The organism is Streptosporangium sandarakinum (assembly GCF_013409935.1).
Taxonomy (GTDB): domain Bacteria; phylum Actinomycetota; class Actinomycetes; order Streptosporangiales; family Streptosporangiaceae; genus Streptosporangium; species Streptosporangium nondiastaticum.
This window is the reverse complement of sequence record NZ_JACCCO010000003.1, coordinates 659,759-675,552: the sequence shown is the minus strand read 5'-3', so window position 1 is coordinate 675,552 and position 15,794 is coordinate 659,759. Positions and strand designations below refer to the sequence as shown.

The following is a 15,794-nucleotide window of genomic DNA, read 5'->3' as shown; positions in this document are numbered from 1 at the left end:
CCGCTGGTCCGGGCGGGTCGCCGGGAGGGTCCCGGTACGGCGGAGCGCCCGCTCACCGAGGTCGCGGAATTTCCGGCGGTCCGCCCGAATTTGCGGTGTCCGGCGGAAAACATCCGCCCCGGCGCTCACGCTGGTAGCGTGCTGCCCCACATAAACCTGTTTTTCGTTTTTGTCGGGGGTCGTCGTGGTAGAGCCGCTCTCAGCGGGGGATCCCCCGCGGCTGGGCCAGTACGAGCTGACCGGCCGCCTGGGGGAGGGCGGTCAGGGGGTCGTCTTCCTCGGGCGCGGGCCGGCGGGCGAGCAGGTCGCCGTCAAGCTCCTGCACCACGGCCTGGCGTCCGACCCCGAGGCCCGGTCGCGGTTCCTGCGGGAGGTCTCGGTCGCCCAGCGGGTCGCCCGGTTCTGCACCGCCTCGGTGCTCCACGCCGACCTGGCGGGCAGCCAGCCGTACGTCGTCAGCGAGTACGTGCCGGGGCCGTCGCTGCGGCAGCTGGTCCTCACCGAGGGCCCGCGCCGGGGCGCCGCGCTCGACCGCCTCGCGATGAGCACGGCCACCGCGCTGTCGGCGATCCACCGGGCCGGGATCCTGCACCGGGACTTCAAGCCCGCCAACGTGCTGATGGGGCCGGAGGGTCCCGTCGTGATCGACTTCGGCATCGCCAGGGCGCTGGACTCCCCCGGCCTGACCTCCACCGGGACGGCCGTGGGCACGCCGTCCTACCTCGCCCCCGAGCAGCTCGGCGACGGCGAGGTGACGGCCGCGGCCGACGTGTTCGCCTGGGGCGTCACGATGGTCTTCGCCGCGACCGGCAAGCCCGCGTTCGGCGCGGACTCCATCCCGGTGGTGATGAACCGGATCCTCACCGCCGCACCCGACCTCGGCGCGCTGGAGGGGCAGCTGCGCTCCCTGGTGACCGCGTGCCTGTCCAAGGACCCGGCGGCCCGGCCCACCGCCGAGGAGCTGGTGGGCCACCTGATGGGCGCGACGATCCCCTCCCCCGCCCACCTGGGGGACCAGCCCCCGCGGGCACGGCCCGCATCGCCGCCTCCGGCGGGTCCCGCCCCGGCCGCCGCCGGTCCCCCGCGCCCCGGCGCCGTTCCCGGCCCCCCGTACTCCGGGGGCGGCCCCGGCCCGGTCCCCCCCGGCGGCTCGCACCCCGGCGGCGCTCCCGCCCCGGCCGTCCCCGGCGATCCGGCCCGGCCGGGCAGGCCCGCGCCGAAACCACGCCGGCCGAGCGGCCTCCTGCTCGCGAGCGTGGCGGGCGTGGCCGCGCTGGCGGTCGCCACGGGCACCGTGGTGATCCTCAACGGCGACGAGCGGACCTCGGCCGCCGAGGCCGCCAGGACCGCGGAGCCGCCGAACCCCACGCGGCAGACCGGAGAGCCCGAGGAGCCCGAGGCGGAGCTCACCCCCGACGAGCCGCCCGCGCCGTGGGAGTCGCCCCTGCCGAAGGCGAGCCCCTCACCCACCGCCCAGGCCGGCCGGGGACGGACGGTCACGCCCCAGCCGCCCGGGCCGGCCGAGCCGACGGCCACCAGGGCGGGCGGCGGCTCCGGTGACCGCGAGCGTCCGCGGAAGACCGCGGCCCCGGACACGGACGCGGACACGGACGCGGACACGGACACGGACACGGTGGAGCCGGGCGACCCGCCGTCCGATTCCACCGAGAAGCCGGCCACCGCGCCGCCGCGGGCCACCGCCAAGCCGACGACCGGCTCCCCCCCGAAGCCGGCGCCCACGACCGCGAAGCCGACGGCCAAGCCCTCGCCGAAGCCGAACCCCTACACCGCGACCGGCGTCTGCGGCTCCGGCTACAAGGTGATCGACTCCCACGCCCTGTCGTCCTCGGCGACCGTCTACCTGCTCTACAGCTCCGGCGCGGGCCGCAACTGCGTGGTGACCATGTCGAAGTACGTGGTCCCGGGGAAGATCTCCATGAACGCGATCCTCCAGGTGAAGGGCGGCTCCTCCGGCGGCAATCCGGGAAGTTTCACCGCCTACGCCGGGCCGGTGCGGCTCCCCGGCGCCGGCAAGTGCGTCATCTGGGGCGGCACGTACGGCTCGGCGACGTGGAAGAGCGGCTGGAGCCACTGCGGCTGAGCCCCGAAGAAACCGGACCGGGCCCGCGGCGGCATGCCGCGGGCCGGGCCGGCGGGAGGTCCGGTCGATCCCTTCCGCCGTCCCACGTGCGCCTTCTCCGCTTTCGCGTCGACACGCGTCATCGCCCCTGTCGGAGCGCCCGAGCGTCGGCTACCTTGCTGGGGTGATCGTCAACTCTGGGACGGCGGCCGGGCGGGACCACCCGGCGCGCGGCGGGCGGGGCAGGCGGGGCGGGCGGACGGACGCCGTACGGCGCGGGCGGACGGACGCCGGGCGGGGCACCCGGTGAGCCGGCTGGACACCTCCGGGGACGACTACCGGGCGCGGCGCGCGGCGATGCTCGCCAAACTGGCCGAACTCGACGCCGAGCACGCCAGGGCGGTCGCCGGGGGCGGCCCGAAGTACGTCGAACGGCACCGCGCGCGGGGCGGGCTGCTCGCCCGGGAGCGGATCGAGCTGCTCGTCGACCCAGACTCGGCCTTCCTGGAGCTCTCGCCGCTGGCGGGCTGGGGCACCGAGTTCCCCGTCGGGGCGAGCGTGGTCACCGGGATCGGCGTGGTCGAGGGCGTCGAGTGCGTGATCGTCGCCAACGACCCCACCGTGCGGGGCGGCTCCACCAACCCCTGGACGCTGCGCAAGACGCTGCGCGCCGCCGACATCGCCCTGGCCAACCGGCTGCCGCTGATCAACCTGGTGGAGTCGGGCGGGGCCGACCTGCCCACCCAGAAGGAGATCTTCATCCCCGGCGGGCGGGTCTTCCGGAACCTGACCCGGCTGTCGGCCGCCGGGATCCCGACCGTCGCCCTGGTGTTCGGCAGCTCGACCGCCGGCGGCGCCTACGTCCCCGGGCTGAGCGACCACGTGGTGATGGTCCGCGAGCGGGCGAAGGTCTTCCTGGGCGGGCCGCCGCTGGTGAAGATGGCCACCGGGGAGGAGGCCGAGGAGGAGGCGCTGGGCGGCGCCGAGATGCACGCCCGGGTCAGCGGCCTCGCCGACCACCTCGCCGCCGACGAGCACGACGCGCTGCGCATCGGGCGGCGGATCGTGCGCAACCTCAACCACCGCAGGGCGGGCCCGGCTCCCGGGCCGGTGCGCGAGCCCCGTCACGACGCCGACGAGCTGCTCGGCATCGTTCCCGAGGACCTGCGGGTCCCCTTCGACCCGCGCGAGGTGATCGTGCGGATCGTGGACGGCGGCGAGTTCGACGAGTTCAAGCCGCTGTACGGCACGAGCCTGGTGACCGGCTGGGCGCGGCTGCACGGCCACCCGATCGGGATCCTGGCCAACGCCCGGGGCGTGCTGTTCAGCGAGGAGTCCCAGAAGGCCGCCCAGTTCATCCAGCTCGCGAACCAGGCCCGCACGCCGCTGGTCTTCCTGCAGAACACCACGGGCTACATGGTCGGCACGGACTACGAGCAGGGCGGGATCATCAAGCACGGCTCCATGATGATCAACGCGGTGGCCAACTCGACGGTCCCGCACCTCACGGTCGTCATGGGCGCCTCCTACGGCGCCGGCAACTACGGCATGTGCGGCCGGGCCTACGACCCCCGGTTCCTGTTCACCTGGCCGAGCGCGAAGTCGGCCGTCATGGGACCGGCGCAGCTCGCCGGGGTGCTGTCCATCGTGGGCCGCGCCGCGGCGCGGGCCCGGGGACAGGACTACGACGAGGCGGGCGACGCGGCCATGCGCGAGATGGTCGAGCGGCAGATCGAGGCCGAGTCGCTGCCGTTCTTCCTGTCCGGCCGCCTGTACGACGACGGGGTCATCGACCCCCGCGACACCCGCACCGTCCTCGGCCTGTGCCTGTCGGCCGTCGGCAACGCCCCCGTCCCGGAGCCCGCGGGCTTCGGCGTCTTCCGGATGTGAGCCCGTGACCCTGACCCCTCCGGTGATCGGACGCCTCCTCGTCGCCAACCGCGGTGAGATCGCCCGCCGTGTCCTCCGTACCTGCCGTGACCTCGGCATCGAGACCGTCGCGGTGTTCTCCGACGCCGACGCCGACGCCCCCCACGCCGCCGAGGCCGACCACGCCGTGCGGCTGCCGGGCGCCGAGCCCGCCGCCACGTACCTGTCCGCGGCGAAGATCGTCGAGGCGGCCCTGCGGGCCGGGGCCGACGCGGTCCACCCCGGCTACGGCTTCCTGTCGGAGAACGCCGCGTTCGCGCGGGCCGTGCTGGACGCCGGCCTGACGTGGATCGGCCCGCCCCCGGAGGCCGTGGCCGCCATGGGCTCCAAGATCCGGGCCAAGGCGCTGATGGCCGCGGCCGGGGTCCCCGTGCTCCCCGGCTTCACCGCCGGGCCGGACCGCTCCGCCGACGACCTCGAACGCGACGTGCGGGCCCTCATCGAGCGCGGACCGGCCCCCGCCGGCCGAAGGGCGCTGCTGGTGAAGGCGTCGGCCGGGGGCGGCGGGCGCGGAATGCGGGTCGTGGAGCCGGGCGGCGACCTCGCCGCCGCGATCGAGTCGGCCCGGAGGGAGGCCGAGGCGGCGTTCGGGGACGGGACGGTCTTCGTCGAGCCCCTCCTGGAGCGGGCCCGGCACGTCGAGGTCCAGATCATGGCCGACCGCCACGGGACGGTGTGGGCGCTGGGCGAGCGGGAGTGCTCGATCCAGCGGCGGCACCAGAAGGTGATCGAGGAGGCCCCGTCCCCGGCGATCTCCCCCGCGGCGCGGGTGCGGCTGTGCCACGCGGCGGTCACCGCGGCCAGGGCCGTCGGGTACGTCGGGGCGGGCACGGTGGAGTTCCTCGTCGCGGACGACACCGTCGCGTTCCTGGAGATGAACACCCGCCTGCAGGTCGAGCACCCCGTCACCGAGTGCGTGCACGGCGTCGACCTGGTGGAGCTGCAGATCCGGGTGGCCGAGGGCGCGCGGCTGCCCGAGACGCCCCCGCGGGCGACGGGCCACGCCGTCGAGGCGCGGCTGTACGCCGAGGACCCCGGGCGCGACTGGCTGCCGCAGGCCGGCGTCCTGCATCTCCTGGACGTCCCCGGGGTGGACGTCCGCTTCGCCCCGCCGCCGCCCGGCGCGTCCCGCTGCCTGCGCCTGGACTCCGGCGTCGGGAACGGCTGCGAGATCGGCGTCCACTACGACCCGATGCTCGCCAAGGTCGTCTCCTACGCCCCCGACCGGGACGAGGCCGTACGCCGGCTCGCCGCGGCCCTGGCGGGCGCGCGGATCCACGGCCTCGTCACCAATCGCGACCTGCTGGTGCGGGTCCTGCGGCACGAGGCGTTCCGCGCCGGGAACACCCACACCGGCTTCCTCACCGAGCACGACCTGGCCGCCGCACCCGCCGCACCCGCCGGGTCCGCCGGGTCCGCCGTTCCCCTGTCGGCCCTGGCCGCGGCCCTGGCGCAGGCGGCGGCCAACCGGGCCGCCGCCCCCGTGCAGGCCGGGCTGCCCGCCGGGTGGCGCAACGTGGTCTCCCAGCCCCGCCGTACGGACTTCGCCGAGGCGCGGGTCTCCTACCTGCTCACCCGGGACGGGCTGCGGGCCGAGGGCCTGCCGGACACGAGCCTGGTCTCCGCCGCCCCGGACCTGGTGGTCCTGGAGACCTCCGGCGTACGGCACCGCTTCGCCGTCGCCCGCTACGACGGCGTGACGCACGTGGACTCCCCCCTCGGCCCGGTACGGCTCACACCGCTGCCCCGGCTCCCCGAGCCTGCCGGGCACACGGCCCCGGGCTCCCTGCTCGCGCCCATGCCCGGTACGGTGCTGCGCGTCGAGGTCAAGCCCGCCGGCCTCGTCACCGCGGGACAGACGGTCCTGGTGCTGGAGGCGATGAAGATGGAGCACCGGATCGCCGCCCCGGCGACCGGCACGGTCTCCGCGGTGAACGTCGCCCCGGGCGACCGGGTCGAGGCGGGCGCCGTGCTGGCAGTGATCGAGGAGAGTGACGGATGAACGCCGTTGACGAGCCGCCGGTGGAGCGTCTGGTGCGAGGGGAGGTGTCCGGCGGGATCGCGACGATCACGCTCGACTCGCCGCGCAACCGCAACGCGCTGTCGGTGCGGCTGCTGGGCGAGCTGCGGGACCACCTCGACCGGGCGCTCGCCGACGACGGCGTGCGGGTGATCGTGCTGACCGGGACCGGCCCGGTGTTCTGCGCGGGCGCGGACCTCAAGGAGCAGCGGCTCGGGCCGGGGGCGGCCAAGGACGCCCCGGTGACCGCGTCCTTCCCGGAGATCATGCGGGTGATCTGGGAGAGCCCCAAGCCGGTGATCTGCCGGCTGAACGGCACCGCCCGCGCCGGCGGGCTGGGCCTGGTGGCCGCCTGCGACTTCGCGGTCGCGCCGGACACGGCGTCGTTCGCGTTCACCGAGGTGCGGCTCGGCGTGGTCCCGGCGATGATCTCGGTGACCGTGCTGCGGCGGCTGGACCCGCGGGCCGCGGCCGAGTACCTCATGACCGGGGAGACCTTCGACGCCGCCCGCGCCCAGGAGATCGGCCTGCTCACCCGCGCCGTGCCCGAGGCCGATCTGGACCGCACGGTCGCCCACTACGCCGGCATGCTGCTGCGCGGCGGCCCCGAGGCGCTCGCGCTGACCAAGCGGCTGGTGCGGACCGTGCCGGCGATGCCGCTGGAGGAGGGCATGCGCCGCATGGCCGAGCTGTCGGCCGAACGGTTCACCTCCGCCGAGGGCCAGGAGGGCATCGCCGCGTTCATGGAGAAGCGCCCGGCGTCCTGGGTGCCGCGGGAGGCCTGACGGCCTTCCGCCCGCCGTACGGTGCCCCGCCAGCGTCCCGTTCCGTCCCGTCCCGTCCCGTCCGCCGCGGTCTTCGCAGGAGGTCCGATGCTGCGCGTCGCGAACTGCTCCGGTTTCTACGGCGACCGCCTGTCGGCCGCCCGGGAGATGGTGGAGGGCGGCCCGATCGACGTCCTCACCGGCGACTGGCTCGCCGAGCTGACCATGCTGATCCTGGCCGGGAACCGCGCGAAGGGCCGCCCCGGGTACGCGACCACCTTCCTGCGGCAGCTGGAGGAGGTCCTCGGCACGTGCGTGGAGCGGGGCGTCAGGATCGTCTCCAACGCGGGCGGCCTCGACCCGGCCGGGTGCGCCGGGGCGGTGGCCGGGCTGGCGGACCGGCTCGGGCTGCGGGTGCGGGTCGCCCATGTCACCGGGGACGACCTGTCCGGCCGTGACCTGCGCGGCGCGCGTGACCCGGACACCGGGGAGCGGCCGGCCGCGACCCCGCTGACCGCCAACGCCTACCTGGGCGGCCGGCCGATCGCGGCCGCCCTGTCGGCCGGCGCGGACGTGGTGGTGACCGGCCGCGTCACCGACGCCGCGCTGGTCACCGGCCCGGGGATCTGGCGGTACGGCTGGCGCCCCGACGACCACGACGCACTCGCCGGGTCGGTGGTCGCCGGGCACGTCATCGAGTGCGGCTGCCAGGCGACCGGCGGGAACTACGCCTTCTTCCGGGAGGTGCCCGACCCGGCGCGCTGCGGGTTCCCGCTGGTGGAGCTCGCGGCCGACGGCTCCTGCGTGGTCACCAAGCACCCCGGGACCGGGGGCCTGGTGTCGGTCGGGACCGTCACGGCGCAGCTGCTGTACGAGATCGGCTCCCCGCGCTACCTCGGCCCCGACGCGGTGGCGCGGTTCGACACGATCGAGCTGGAGCAGCAGGGGCCGGACCGGGTCCGGATCTCCGGGGTGCGCGGCGAGGCCCCGCCGCCGGACCTGAAGGTGGCGCTCACCTACCCGGCCGGATACCGCAACACCATGACCCTGGTCCTGACCGGCCTGGACATCGAGGCCAAGGCCCGGCTCGCCGAGGAGGCCGTCTGGGCCCGCGTGCCGAGGGAGACCTTCGACGAGGTCCACGTCGAACTCGTCCCGCTCGGCGCCGGCCTCTCCCCCGCCGGGGGAACGGCCCTGCTCCGTATCACGGTGCTGGACGCCGACCCCGGGAAGGCCGGGCGCGTCTTCTCCTCGGCCGTCGTGGAGACGGCCCTGGCGGGCTACCCGGGTTGCTACGCCCTGACCCCGCCGGGGAACGCCACGCCGTACGGCGTCTACCGGCCCGCCCTGATCCCGGCGGAGACCGTACGGCCCCGGGTCTGGCTCGACGGCGAGGAGGTGGGCGGGGACGGCGCCGGGCCGTACGGCCCCGGCGCACCGGGACGGCCGGACGGCCCGGAGACGCCCGAGCGGCCCGAACCGGCCCCTCCGGGCGTGGGAGACGACCTCGTGACGGAACGGGTCCCGCCGGGCGTGGGAGACGGTCTGGAGACGGTGCGGATGCCGCTGGGGACGATCGTGGGCGCCCGGTCGGGTGACAAGGGCGGTGACGCCAACCTGGGGGTGTGGGTGAGCACGCCCGAGCGGTTCGGGTGGCTGACCGTCCACCTGACGGCGGAGCGCCTGGCCCGGCTCCTCCCGGCCGTCGCGGGTCTGCGGATCGAGCGATTCGAGCTGCCGAACCTCCTGGCGCTCAACTTCGTCGTCCACGGCCTGCTGGGCCGGGGCGTCTCGGCCGGCACCCGCCTGGACGCCCAGGCCAAGGCGCTCGGCGAGGAGTTGCGCGCCGCGCTCACGGACGTCCCCCGAGCCCTGCTGTGAGGTCCCCGCGGAGCCGTGTCACGCGCGGACCCGCCCCTGTCCGGTCCCGGTCCGTCACCGGATACGGACCGACAACAATTCGGCTTTTCGGCATTCAGAACCCCGAAAGGCGCGCTCGCAACCCTAGGATTGCTCGCAATTGCGACATGGTCGTTGCCTAGGGAAGGATCGAGTCATGCGTTTGCGGTTCCTCGGCTCCACGTCGGAGGCGGGCGCCTGCCCCTCCCTCTACGAGACCGACCGCGGCACCATCGTCGTCCAGGGCCTCCATGTCACCGACCCCGTGACGCTGGCCGACCTTCGGCACGTCCTCGACGGCGAGACCGCGGTCGAGGTGCCGAGGGAGCTGCTCGTGGACATCGCCCGCCGGGTGCTCCCCTCGGATTGATCACGATTGCGGCACGCGCTATGGCATGATCGGTTCTTTCGGGTCTAACCTCGTGCGGTCATGTGACGGCCGCGCCCGAAACGAGGGACCGGCCCCGGTGCGAGCGGTGGTGTCCGGCCCGTACGGCCGACGGAGGAGACGACGGGTGAACGGGTTCCAGGAGGGCCGGACCGAGCTCGGCATGCAGCTGCGGCGGCTTCGCGAGTCGGCCGGACTGTCCGGCAAGGATCTCGCCGAGCGGCTCAGGTGGCAGGCGTCGAAGGTCTCCCGCCTGGAGAACGCCCGCCAGACCCCCACCGAGGAGGACGTCACCCAGTGGGGGTGCGCCCTCCAGGTCGCCCCCGGCACGGTCGAGGAGCTGGTCGAGCAGGTCAAGGCGCTGCTGGAGCGGCAGGATTCCTGGCGGCAGCGGCACCGCAGCGGCCTGGCCACGTTCCAGGAGGACATCCGCGACCGGGAGATGCGGACCTCGCTGTTCCGGGTGTTCGAGCCGGGCATCGTCATCGGCCTGCTGCAGACCACCGAGTACGCCCGGGGTGTCTTCACCCGGCTCAAGCGCATCTACCGGGCGCCTGACGAGATCGACGCCGCCATCCGGGTGCGGATGAAGCGCCAGGAGATCCTCTACGACCAGAGCAAGACGTTCCGTTTCGTCATGCCCGAGGCCGCCCTGCGCTACCGGCTGGCGTCGCCGGAGGTGATGCGGGGCCAGATCGACCGGCTGCTGGCGGTGACCACGCTGCCCAACGTGGAGTTCGGCGTCATCCCCTTCGAGGCGCCCCTGCCCTCGGCGCTGCTCAACGGCTTCTGGATCTACGACAGGGAGCTGGCTGCGGTGCCGACGAGGACCCGCGAGCTCCTCCTGCGTGACCCCGAGGACGTCGAGTTCTACGAGACGACGTTCGACGAGCTCCACGAGGTCGCGGCCTTCGGGGAGCAGGCCAGGGCGGTGATGGCCCGGGTGCTGGATGATTTGTCCGGGCAATCAGCGGATTAATCCCCGCAATTGCTTGATCAGAGTGCCAAGATCGTGCAATTCTCTGTTCGACGACGGAGGTGACGCACGATGCTCGACACGCTGTCCTGCCTGGAGCAGTTCGCCACGGCCACCCGGCGACACGCCGACCTGTCGGTACAGAAGATGTCATTCGGAGACCCGGCGTACGTATGCGTGCGCAACCGCTTCAGCGCCACCCTCTCCGAGACCGTGACGTGCTCGTCCGACGGGGGTTTCATCACCTCGTGGGGATACCGGCTCGGCGACACCGGCAACGTCGAGGGCGCCGCCGCCCGCCTGGCCTTCCTGCTCGCGGCAATGCCCGCCTGATCCGCGCGGCCGGGCCGTCCGAACCGTACGGCCCGGTTCCGCCCGGCCCTCCGTACGGGCCCGGGCCGGCGTCGCCCGCCCGGCTCACGTACCCGGGCGGCCCGGGTCCGGGCCCAGGCCGTCCGGACTCAGAGCGGTACGGGCCCGGCGGTCGCCTCGGGGCCGTCGGGGCCCTCCGGGACGTCGGAGGCGGGGAAGACCGAGGGGTCCAGCCCGACCTCGCGGGCCGCGGCGACCCGGGCGTGGTGCAGGAGCCGGCCGCGCGACATGTTCCCGGTGTGCAGGGTGTAGCGGACCACCAGGCCGTCGAGCATGCCGTCGAGCCGCTCCGCCGCCCCCTGGGGGTCGTCGCAGACGAACTCGCCCCGCTCCACCCCTTCGGCGATCACCTGGGCGAGGGTCTCGATCCAGCCGCTCTCCAGCTCCAGCAGGATGTCGCGGACGTGCGGCTCTCGCACCCCGACGGCCCAGGCGTCGAGCCAGAGGATCCAGCTCTGGTCGGACCGGGAGGCGGGGATGTAGAAGCGCAGGATCCGGTCGAGCTTCTCGACGGAGCCGCCGGGCCCGGCGCCGATCTCCCTCAGCCGCTGGACCTCCGCCTCGCTGGTGCTGCGGAGCATCTCGGTGATGAGGTCGTTCTTGGTGGCGAAGTGATAGTGGATCAGGCCGCCGCTCACGTTCGTCGCCCGGGCGATGTCGGCGACCCGGGTGCTGGCCAGGCCCCGTTCGAGCACGACCCGCCGGGCGGCTTCGAGCAGCTCCGCCCTCCGCTGGTCGGCCTGGTCGGCGCGGCTGCCCCGCGCTCCCTCTCCGCTCTGCACTGCGCAAGAGTAACAGGAGCGCGGGACACCGGTCCGAACGCTGTTGACTGAGTGTTCAGTCAATGATATCCGGACCGGTTCCGCGCGGAATTCCGGCTCGTCCCCGGCGGTTCAGCCGCAGCGGTAGAGGGGCCGGTCGTCTCCGGTCCCGCCGTACTCGGCCGCGGGGACGACGGCGCAGTTCGCCTGGACCCAGGCGAACGCCTCGGAGTTCCCCCGCCCGCCTGGGCCGCCGAAACCGCCGGGACCGCCGGGACCGCCGGGACCGCCGCCGGGCAGCACGTACCGGAGCCGCCCCGTGGAGACGAGTTCCTTGATCCTGGTCACGCTCATGGCCGGGTCCGAGCCGCTGAAGCCGCCCATCGCGATGACGGGCCGGCCGGTGGACAGGATGGCCGACGCGGCGCTCTGCGCGCTGTCCACGGCCACCAGCCAGGTCGCGCTTCCCTGGTTCCGTTCCAGGTAGTCGAGCAGCTTCCGGTCGATCCCTCCGCCGGGGCCGCCCATGATCAGGCGCGGCCGGGGCTCGCCGGAGCCGTCGCCGGTCCCCTCGCCGGAGGAGCGCTCCCCCGTCTCGCCGGGCGGGGCGTTCCCGGAGCCGTCCGCGCCGGTCCCCTCAAGGAAGCGGCCGGGCATGCCCCGTCCGCCGCCCCCCGGCATGCCGGGCATGCCGCTTCCGGCCGGGCCGGCCGTGGGGTTGGTGCCCATGACGGGTGAGCCCAGCGGGGTCAGCGCGTACGCGGCGGGACCGGCGAGGCCGGCGAACAGGCCGGTGACCAGTACGGTCGCCGCGACCAGCCGCCGGGCGCGCGCGCCGAGGCGGGCCAGGAGCAGCGCCGCCGCCGCGACCGCCGCCGCCGCGATGACCGCCCACGCCAGCCACGGCGCGAAGTCCGGGCTGCGGCGCAGCACCGCGAAGGACCACGCCCCGGTGACCACGATGCCGCCCGCGAGCACCACGGTCCAGGCCCGCGAGCGCCGGGCCGCCCGCCACATCAGCACCCCGCCGATGCCGGTCAGCGCGGCGACCGCCGGGGCCATCGCGGTGGTGTAGTACGGGTGGAAGATGCCCTCGGCGAAGCTGAAGACCACGTAGTGGACGGCCAGCCAGCCGCCCCACAGCGGCAGGGCCGCGCGGGCGTCGCGCAGGGAGCCGCGGAAGGCCAGGACGAGCCCGGCGACCAGGGCGAGCGCGGCGAACGGCAGGAGCCAGGAGATCTGCCCGGCCAGGATGTCGTTGAACAGGCGCCCGGCGCCCGGCGCGCCGCCGAACCCGCCACCCCCGCCCAGCACATACCGGGGAAGGTCCTCCGGCAGGTCCGCGGGCACGCCCGTGGGCGGGTTCCCCGCCGCGCCGCGTCCCGGCGGCCCTCCCTCGCCGCCGAAGATCCGGCCCAGGCCGTTGTAGCCGACGACCAGGTCCCGGACGGAGTTGTCGGAGCTGCCGCCGACGTAGGGGCGGCTTCCGGCCGGCCACAGGTCCACGATCGCCATCCACCACGCGCTGGAGGCGACCAGCGCCGCCCCGGCGGCCGGCAGCCGGCCCAGGCGGCGGGCCACCGTACCGGGGGCCAGGAACAGATGGACCGCGGCGAAGGCCGGGACCGCCAGGTACGCCTGGAGCATCTTGGTGTTGAAGGCCAGGCCGACGGCGACGGCGGACAGCACGAGGGTGCGCGTCCGGCCGGTGCGGACCGACTCCTGGCAGAGCCACGCGGCGGCCACCAGCAGCAGGACGAGGACGGTGTCGGGGTTGTTGTCCCGGTTGATCGCCACCGTGATCGGGGTCAGCGTCATCACCAGGGCGGCGAGCAGGGCGGCCGCGTGGCCCTCCTTACCGGGCAGCGCGCGCCGCACCGCGGAGTGCAGGATCCCCACGGCCGCGACGCCGGCCAGCGCCTGGGGCAGGAGCATGCTCCACGTCCCGAACCCGAAGATCCTCGCCGGCAGCCCCATCACCCACAGCGCGAGGGGCGGCTTGTCCACGGTGATGAACGACCCGGCGTCCAGCGCGCCGAAGAAGAACGCCTTCCAGCTCCGGGTGCCCGACAGGATCGCGGCGGCGTAGTAGTCGTTGGCGTACCCGTTGCGGCCGAGCGCCCAGGTGTACAGGACGGCGGCCAGCGCGAGCACCGCCCACAGGCCGGGCCGCGCCCAGCGGGGGTCGCCGGGGGCGCCGAAGGCCGCCCGCCGTACGGCGACGCGGAATCGCCCGCCGCCCGGACCGGCGGGACCCGGCGGTGCGGCAGGCCCGGAGGGAGGGGCGGCCGGGACGCCGGGGGGCGCGGCACCGGGACGTGGGGGCCCGGCGGGGCCCCCCGGGGCGGCGGGGCGGCTCATCGAACGGTCTCCTTCGCACGGCGGGGATTGAAGACCCAGGCCCGCAGCAGCAGGAACCGGACGAGGGTGGCGAGGGCGTTGGTCACGACGACCGCGGTGACCTCCGCCGCGGTGGAGGCGTCCGGGACGAGTCGGCCGAGCAGGGCCAGGCCGCCGGTGCTCAGCAGGAGGCCGACGGCCAGCGCGAGTCCGCCTTCGAGCTGGTGGCGCAGGGCCCCGGCGCGGCCGGTGACGCCGAAGGTGAAGCGGCGGTTGGCCGCGGTGTTGGCGACGGCGGTGACGACCAGGGCCACCGCGTTGGCGACGACGGCGGGCGTCACCAGCCGCAGGGCGACGAACAGCGCCAGGTGCGCCGCGGTGCTGATCGCGCCGATGACGGCGAAGCGGGGAAGCTGGCGGGCCATGCCGCCCGGGAGCCGTGCCGCGCGGACACGGGACGGCACCGGGGTCCGGACCGGGCCGGACAGGGCCCTGCGGGCCACCCGGGCCATCCCGCGCAGGTCCTCCAGGGTGGTGCGCAGGATGTCCACCCGGCTGTCGGGGTCGTCGACCCAGTCGACCGGCACCTCGTGGATGCGCAGGCCGTGCCCCTCGGCCAGGAGCAGCAGTTCGGTGTCGAAGAACCACTCCTCGTCCTCGACCGCCGGCAGCAGCGCCTGGACGACCTCCGTACGGCCCGCCTTGAACCCGCACTGGGCGTCGGAGAAGCCGGCCCCCATCGCCGAGCGCAGCAGCAGGTTGTAGGCGCGGGAGATCAGCTCCCGCTTCGGGCCGCGGACCACGTTGGCGTTCCTGGCGAGGCGGGTGCCGATGGCCAGGTCGCTGTGGCCCGACAGCAGCGGGGCCACCAGCGGCAGGAAGGCGTCCAGGCCGGTGGACAGGTCGACGTCCATGTAGGCGACGACGTCGGCGTCGCTGGCCGCCCACACCCGCCGCAGCGCCCGGCCGCGGCCCTTGGCCTCCAGGCGGACGGCCCGCACGTGGGGCAGCTCGCGCTCCAGGCGCTCGGCGATCTCCCAGGTGGCGTCGGTGCTGGCGTTGTCGGCGATCGTGATGCGGAAGCCGTAGGGGAAGGTGTCGGTCAGGTACGCGTGCAGCCGCCTGATGCTCACCGGCAGGGCGCGCTGCTCGTTGTACACCGGGACGACCACCTCGACCAGGCGCGTCTTGAGTGCTGTCTGCATGCGCCCACCATCGTGGCCTGGGCTTGGAACCGGCTGAGCCACCGATGAACGCCGGATGAGAAGCCCGCCGCCCGCCCCGGGGGGAGTGCGGAGGGCCGGTACTCCAGCGCGCCGACCACGCCGGTCACCACGGCATCGCCCTCGTCGCCCGACGCGTTGACGCGCATCGCCTCCGTCACCCCCCGTTCTCCCCCGTCTCCGTCCCGGGCGGCGCCCCGGACCGCTACGCGGATTCCCGGCCGCCCGGCAGGGGCAACAGGGCGCGCAGCTCGTCGTCGGAGTGGGGCCGGTTGTACGGGGAGACGGTGAACGTCTCGGCGTACTCGACGCCCTCGGCGTGCTTGTCGCCGTACCAGCGGGCCAGGGCGGGGCGCATGTCCTCGGCGGCGTGCAGGTACGCCGACCAGTGCTCCAGCAGGAACGCCCGGCGCCCGGCCCAGTCGGTCGGAACGGTGTCGAGCAGCCCGTTGCAGTGGGGGGTGAACTCGTAGAACTGCGAGACGTGCGCGTCGCAGCCGAGCAGCTTCTCCTCGATCACGGGCGTGGTGTCGATCGCGATGTCGTGGCGGTGCTGCGGGTGCGTGCCGTAGTCGACCGTCAGCAGGTAGAGCGGACGGCGGGCGAGCGGCGGCACGGCCGGCAGGATGTTCCGCAGCCCGACGAACGGCATGGCGTCGCGAACGATCTGGCCGGCTGCGCGGTTGTCGGGGTGGCCCGCGCCGTCGGGGTGGAAGGAGATGACGACGTCGGCCCGCCACTCACGGATCGCGCGGATGACGGCCTGCCGCGCCTCCAGGGTCGGGATGAGGGAGCCGTCGTCGATCGGCAGGATCTCGTACTGCAGCACCCCGAGCCGCTCGGCCGCCTCGGCCCCCTCGGCGGCGCGGCGGGCGACGAGCGGGCCCGCGTCGACCTGCCAGTGGCCCGCGGACCCGTTGGTGAGGGTCATGAACTTCACGGCGTGCCCGGCTTTCGCGTAGAGCGCGGCGGTGCCGCCGACGTACTCCTCCGGCTCGTCGGGGTGGGCCAGGATGACGATGACGCGGAGCTTGCGGTGCAT

At 74.7% G+C, this 15,794-nt stretch carries 13 protein-coding genes; 9 read left to right on the top strand and 4 right to left on the bottom strand.

The features are described from left to right. Positions 1-184: 184 nt before the first annotated feature. The 9 genes from HDA43_RS36140 (at position 185) to HDA43_RS29355 (ending at position 10,389) form a co-directional block, all read left to right on the top strand. Complete coding sequence (locus HDA43_RS36140; RefSeq protein WP_312873603.1) at positions 185-2,101, top strand: serine/threonine-protein kinase; 1,917 nt, start codon at positions 185-187, stop codon at positions 2,099-2,101. 163 nt (positions 2,102-2,264) lie between these two features. Further along, the gene (locus HDA43_RS36135; protein ID WP_281395631.1) at positions 2,265-2,390 is read left to right on the top strand and encodes a hypothetical protein; all 126 of its coding nucleotides are present in this window, start codon (positions 2,265-2,267) and stop codon (positions 2,388-2,390) included. Between the two features lie 47 nt (positions 2,391-2,437). After that, complete coding sequence (locus HDA43_RS29385; RefSeq protein ID WP_179828784.1) at positions 2,438-3,970, top strand: acyl-CoA carboxylase subunit beta; 1,533 nt, start codon at positions 2,438-2,440, stop codon at positions 3,968-3,970. Between the two features lie 22 nt (positions 3,971-3,992). Continuing rightward, on the top strand, positions 3,993-6,011 hold the full coding sequence (locus HDA43_RS29380) for an acetyl/propionyl/methylcrotonyl-CoA carboxylase subunit alpha (RefSeq protein ID WP_179828783.1): 2,019 nt from the start codon (positions 3,993-3,995) through the stop codon (positions 6,009-6,011). Beyond that, the gene (locus HDA43_RS29375) at positions 6,008-6,814 is read left to right on the top strand and encodes an enoyl-CoA hydratase family protein (protein ID WP_179827415.1); all 807 of its coding nucleotides are present in this window, start codon (positions 6,008-6,010) and stop codon (positions 6,812-6,814) included. Before HDA43_RS29380 ends, HDA43_RS29375 begins: the two co-directional genes overlap by 4 nt. 87 nt (positions 6,815-6,901) lie before the next feature. Then, entirely contained in the window at positions 6,902-8,674 is a 1,773-nt protein-coding gene (locus tag HDA43_RS29370; protein WP_179827413.1) for an acyclic terpene utilization AtuA family protein, read from the top strand. 175 nt (positions 8,675-8,849) lie between these two features. Further along, the gene (locus HDA43_RS29365; RefSeq protein WP_179827411.1) at positions 8,850-9,062 is read left to right on the top strand and encodes a hypothetical protein; all 213 of its coding nucleotides are present in this window, start codon (positions 8,850-8,852) and stop codon (positions 9,060-9,062) included. Positions 9,063-9,207: 145 nt separating this feature from the next. Next, positions 9,208-10,059 (top strand): Scr1 family TA system antitoxin-like transcriptional regulator, encoded by an 852-nt coding sequence (locus HDA43_RS29360; protein WP_179827409.1) that lies wholly within the window; start codon positions 9,208-9,210, stop codon positions 10,057-10,059. A gap of 69 nt (positions 10,060-10,128) precedes the next feature. After that, positions 10,129-10,389 (top strand): hypothetical protein, encoded by a 261-nt coding sequence (locus tag HDA43_RS29355; protein WP_179827407.1) that lies wholly within the window; start codon positions 10,129-10,131, stop codon positions 10,387-10,389. Positions 10,390-10,517: 128 nt separating this feature from the next. On the opposite strand, the gene HDA43_RS29350 is transcribed toward HDA43_RS29355, so the two are convergent. The 4 genes from HDA43_RS29350 to HDA43_RS29335 form a co-directional block, all read right to left on the bottom strand. After that, positions 10,518-11,210 (bottom strand): TetR/AcrR family transcriptional regulator, encoded by a 693-nt coding sequence (locus HDA43_RS29350; protein WP_179827404.1) that lies wholly within the window; start codon positions 11,208-11,210, stop codon positions 10,518-10,520. Positions 11,211-11,321: 111 nt separating this feature from the next. After that, on the bottom strand, positions 11,322-13,550 hold the full coding sequence (locus tag HDA43_RS29345) for a mannosyltransferase YkcB-related protein (protein ID WP_179827402.1): 2,229 nt from the start codon (positions 13,548-13,550) through the stop codon (positions 11,322-11,324). Next, positions 13,547-14,734 carry a bifunctional glycosyltransferase family 2/GtrA family protein gene (locus HDA43_RS29340; RefSeq protein ID WP_179827400.1) on the bottom strand — a complete coding sequence of 396 codons (1,188 nt, stop codon included), beginning with the start codon at positions 14,732-14,734 and terminating at the stop codon, positions 13,547-13,549. Before HDA43_RS29340 ends, HDA43_RS29345 begins: the two co-directional genes overlap by 4 nt. A 223-nt stretch (positions 14,735-14,957) precedes the next feature. Beyond that, entirely contained in the window at positions 14,958-15,794 is an 837-nt protein-coding gene (locus HDA43_RS29335) for a PIG-L deacetylase family protein (protein ID WP_179827398.1), read from the bottom strand.

Coding starts and splice junctions, on each gene's coding strand:
- HDA43_RS29385 (WP_179828784.1), top strand. CDS start 2,438: ATGCTCGCCAAACTGGCCGAACTCGACGCCGAGCACGCCAGGGCGGTC.
- HDA43_RS29375 (WP_179827415.1), top strand. CDS start 6,008: ATGAACGCCGTTGACGAGCCGCCGGTGGAGCGTCTGGTGCGAGGGGAG.
- HDA43_RS29370 (WP_179827413.1), top strand. CDS start 6,902: ATGCTGCGCGTCGCGAACTGCTCCGGTTTCTACGGCGACCGCCTGTCG.
- HDA43_RS29365 (WP_179827411.1), top strand. CDS start 8,850: ATGCGTTTGCGGTTCCTCGGCTCCACGTCGGAGGCGGGCGCCTGCCCC.
- HDA43_RS29355 (WP_179827407.1), top strand. CDS start 10,129: ATGCTCGACACGCTGTCCTGCCTGGAGCAGTTCGCCACGGCCACCCGG.
- HDA43_RS29345 (WP_179827402.1), bottom strand. CDS start 13,550: ATGAGCCGCCCCGCCGCCCCGGGGGGCCCCGCCGGGCCCCCACGTCCC.
- HDA43_RS29340 (WP_179827400.1), bottom strand. CDS start 14,734: ATGCAGACAGCACTCAAGACGCGCCTGGTCGAGGTGGTCGTCCCGGTG.
- HDA43_RS29335 (WP_179827398.1), bottom strand. CDS start 15,794: ATGCACCGCAAGCTCCGCGTCATCGTCATCCTGGCCCACCCCGACGAG.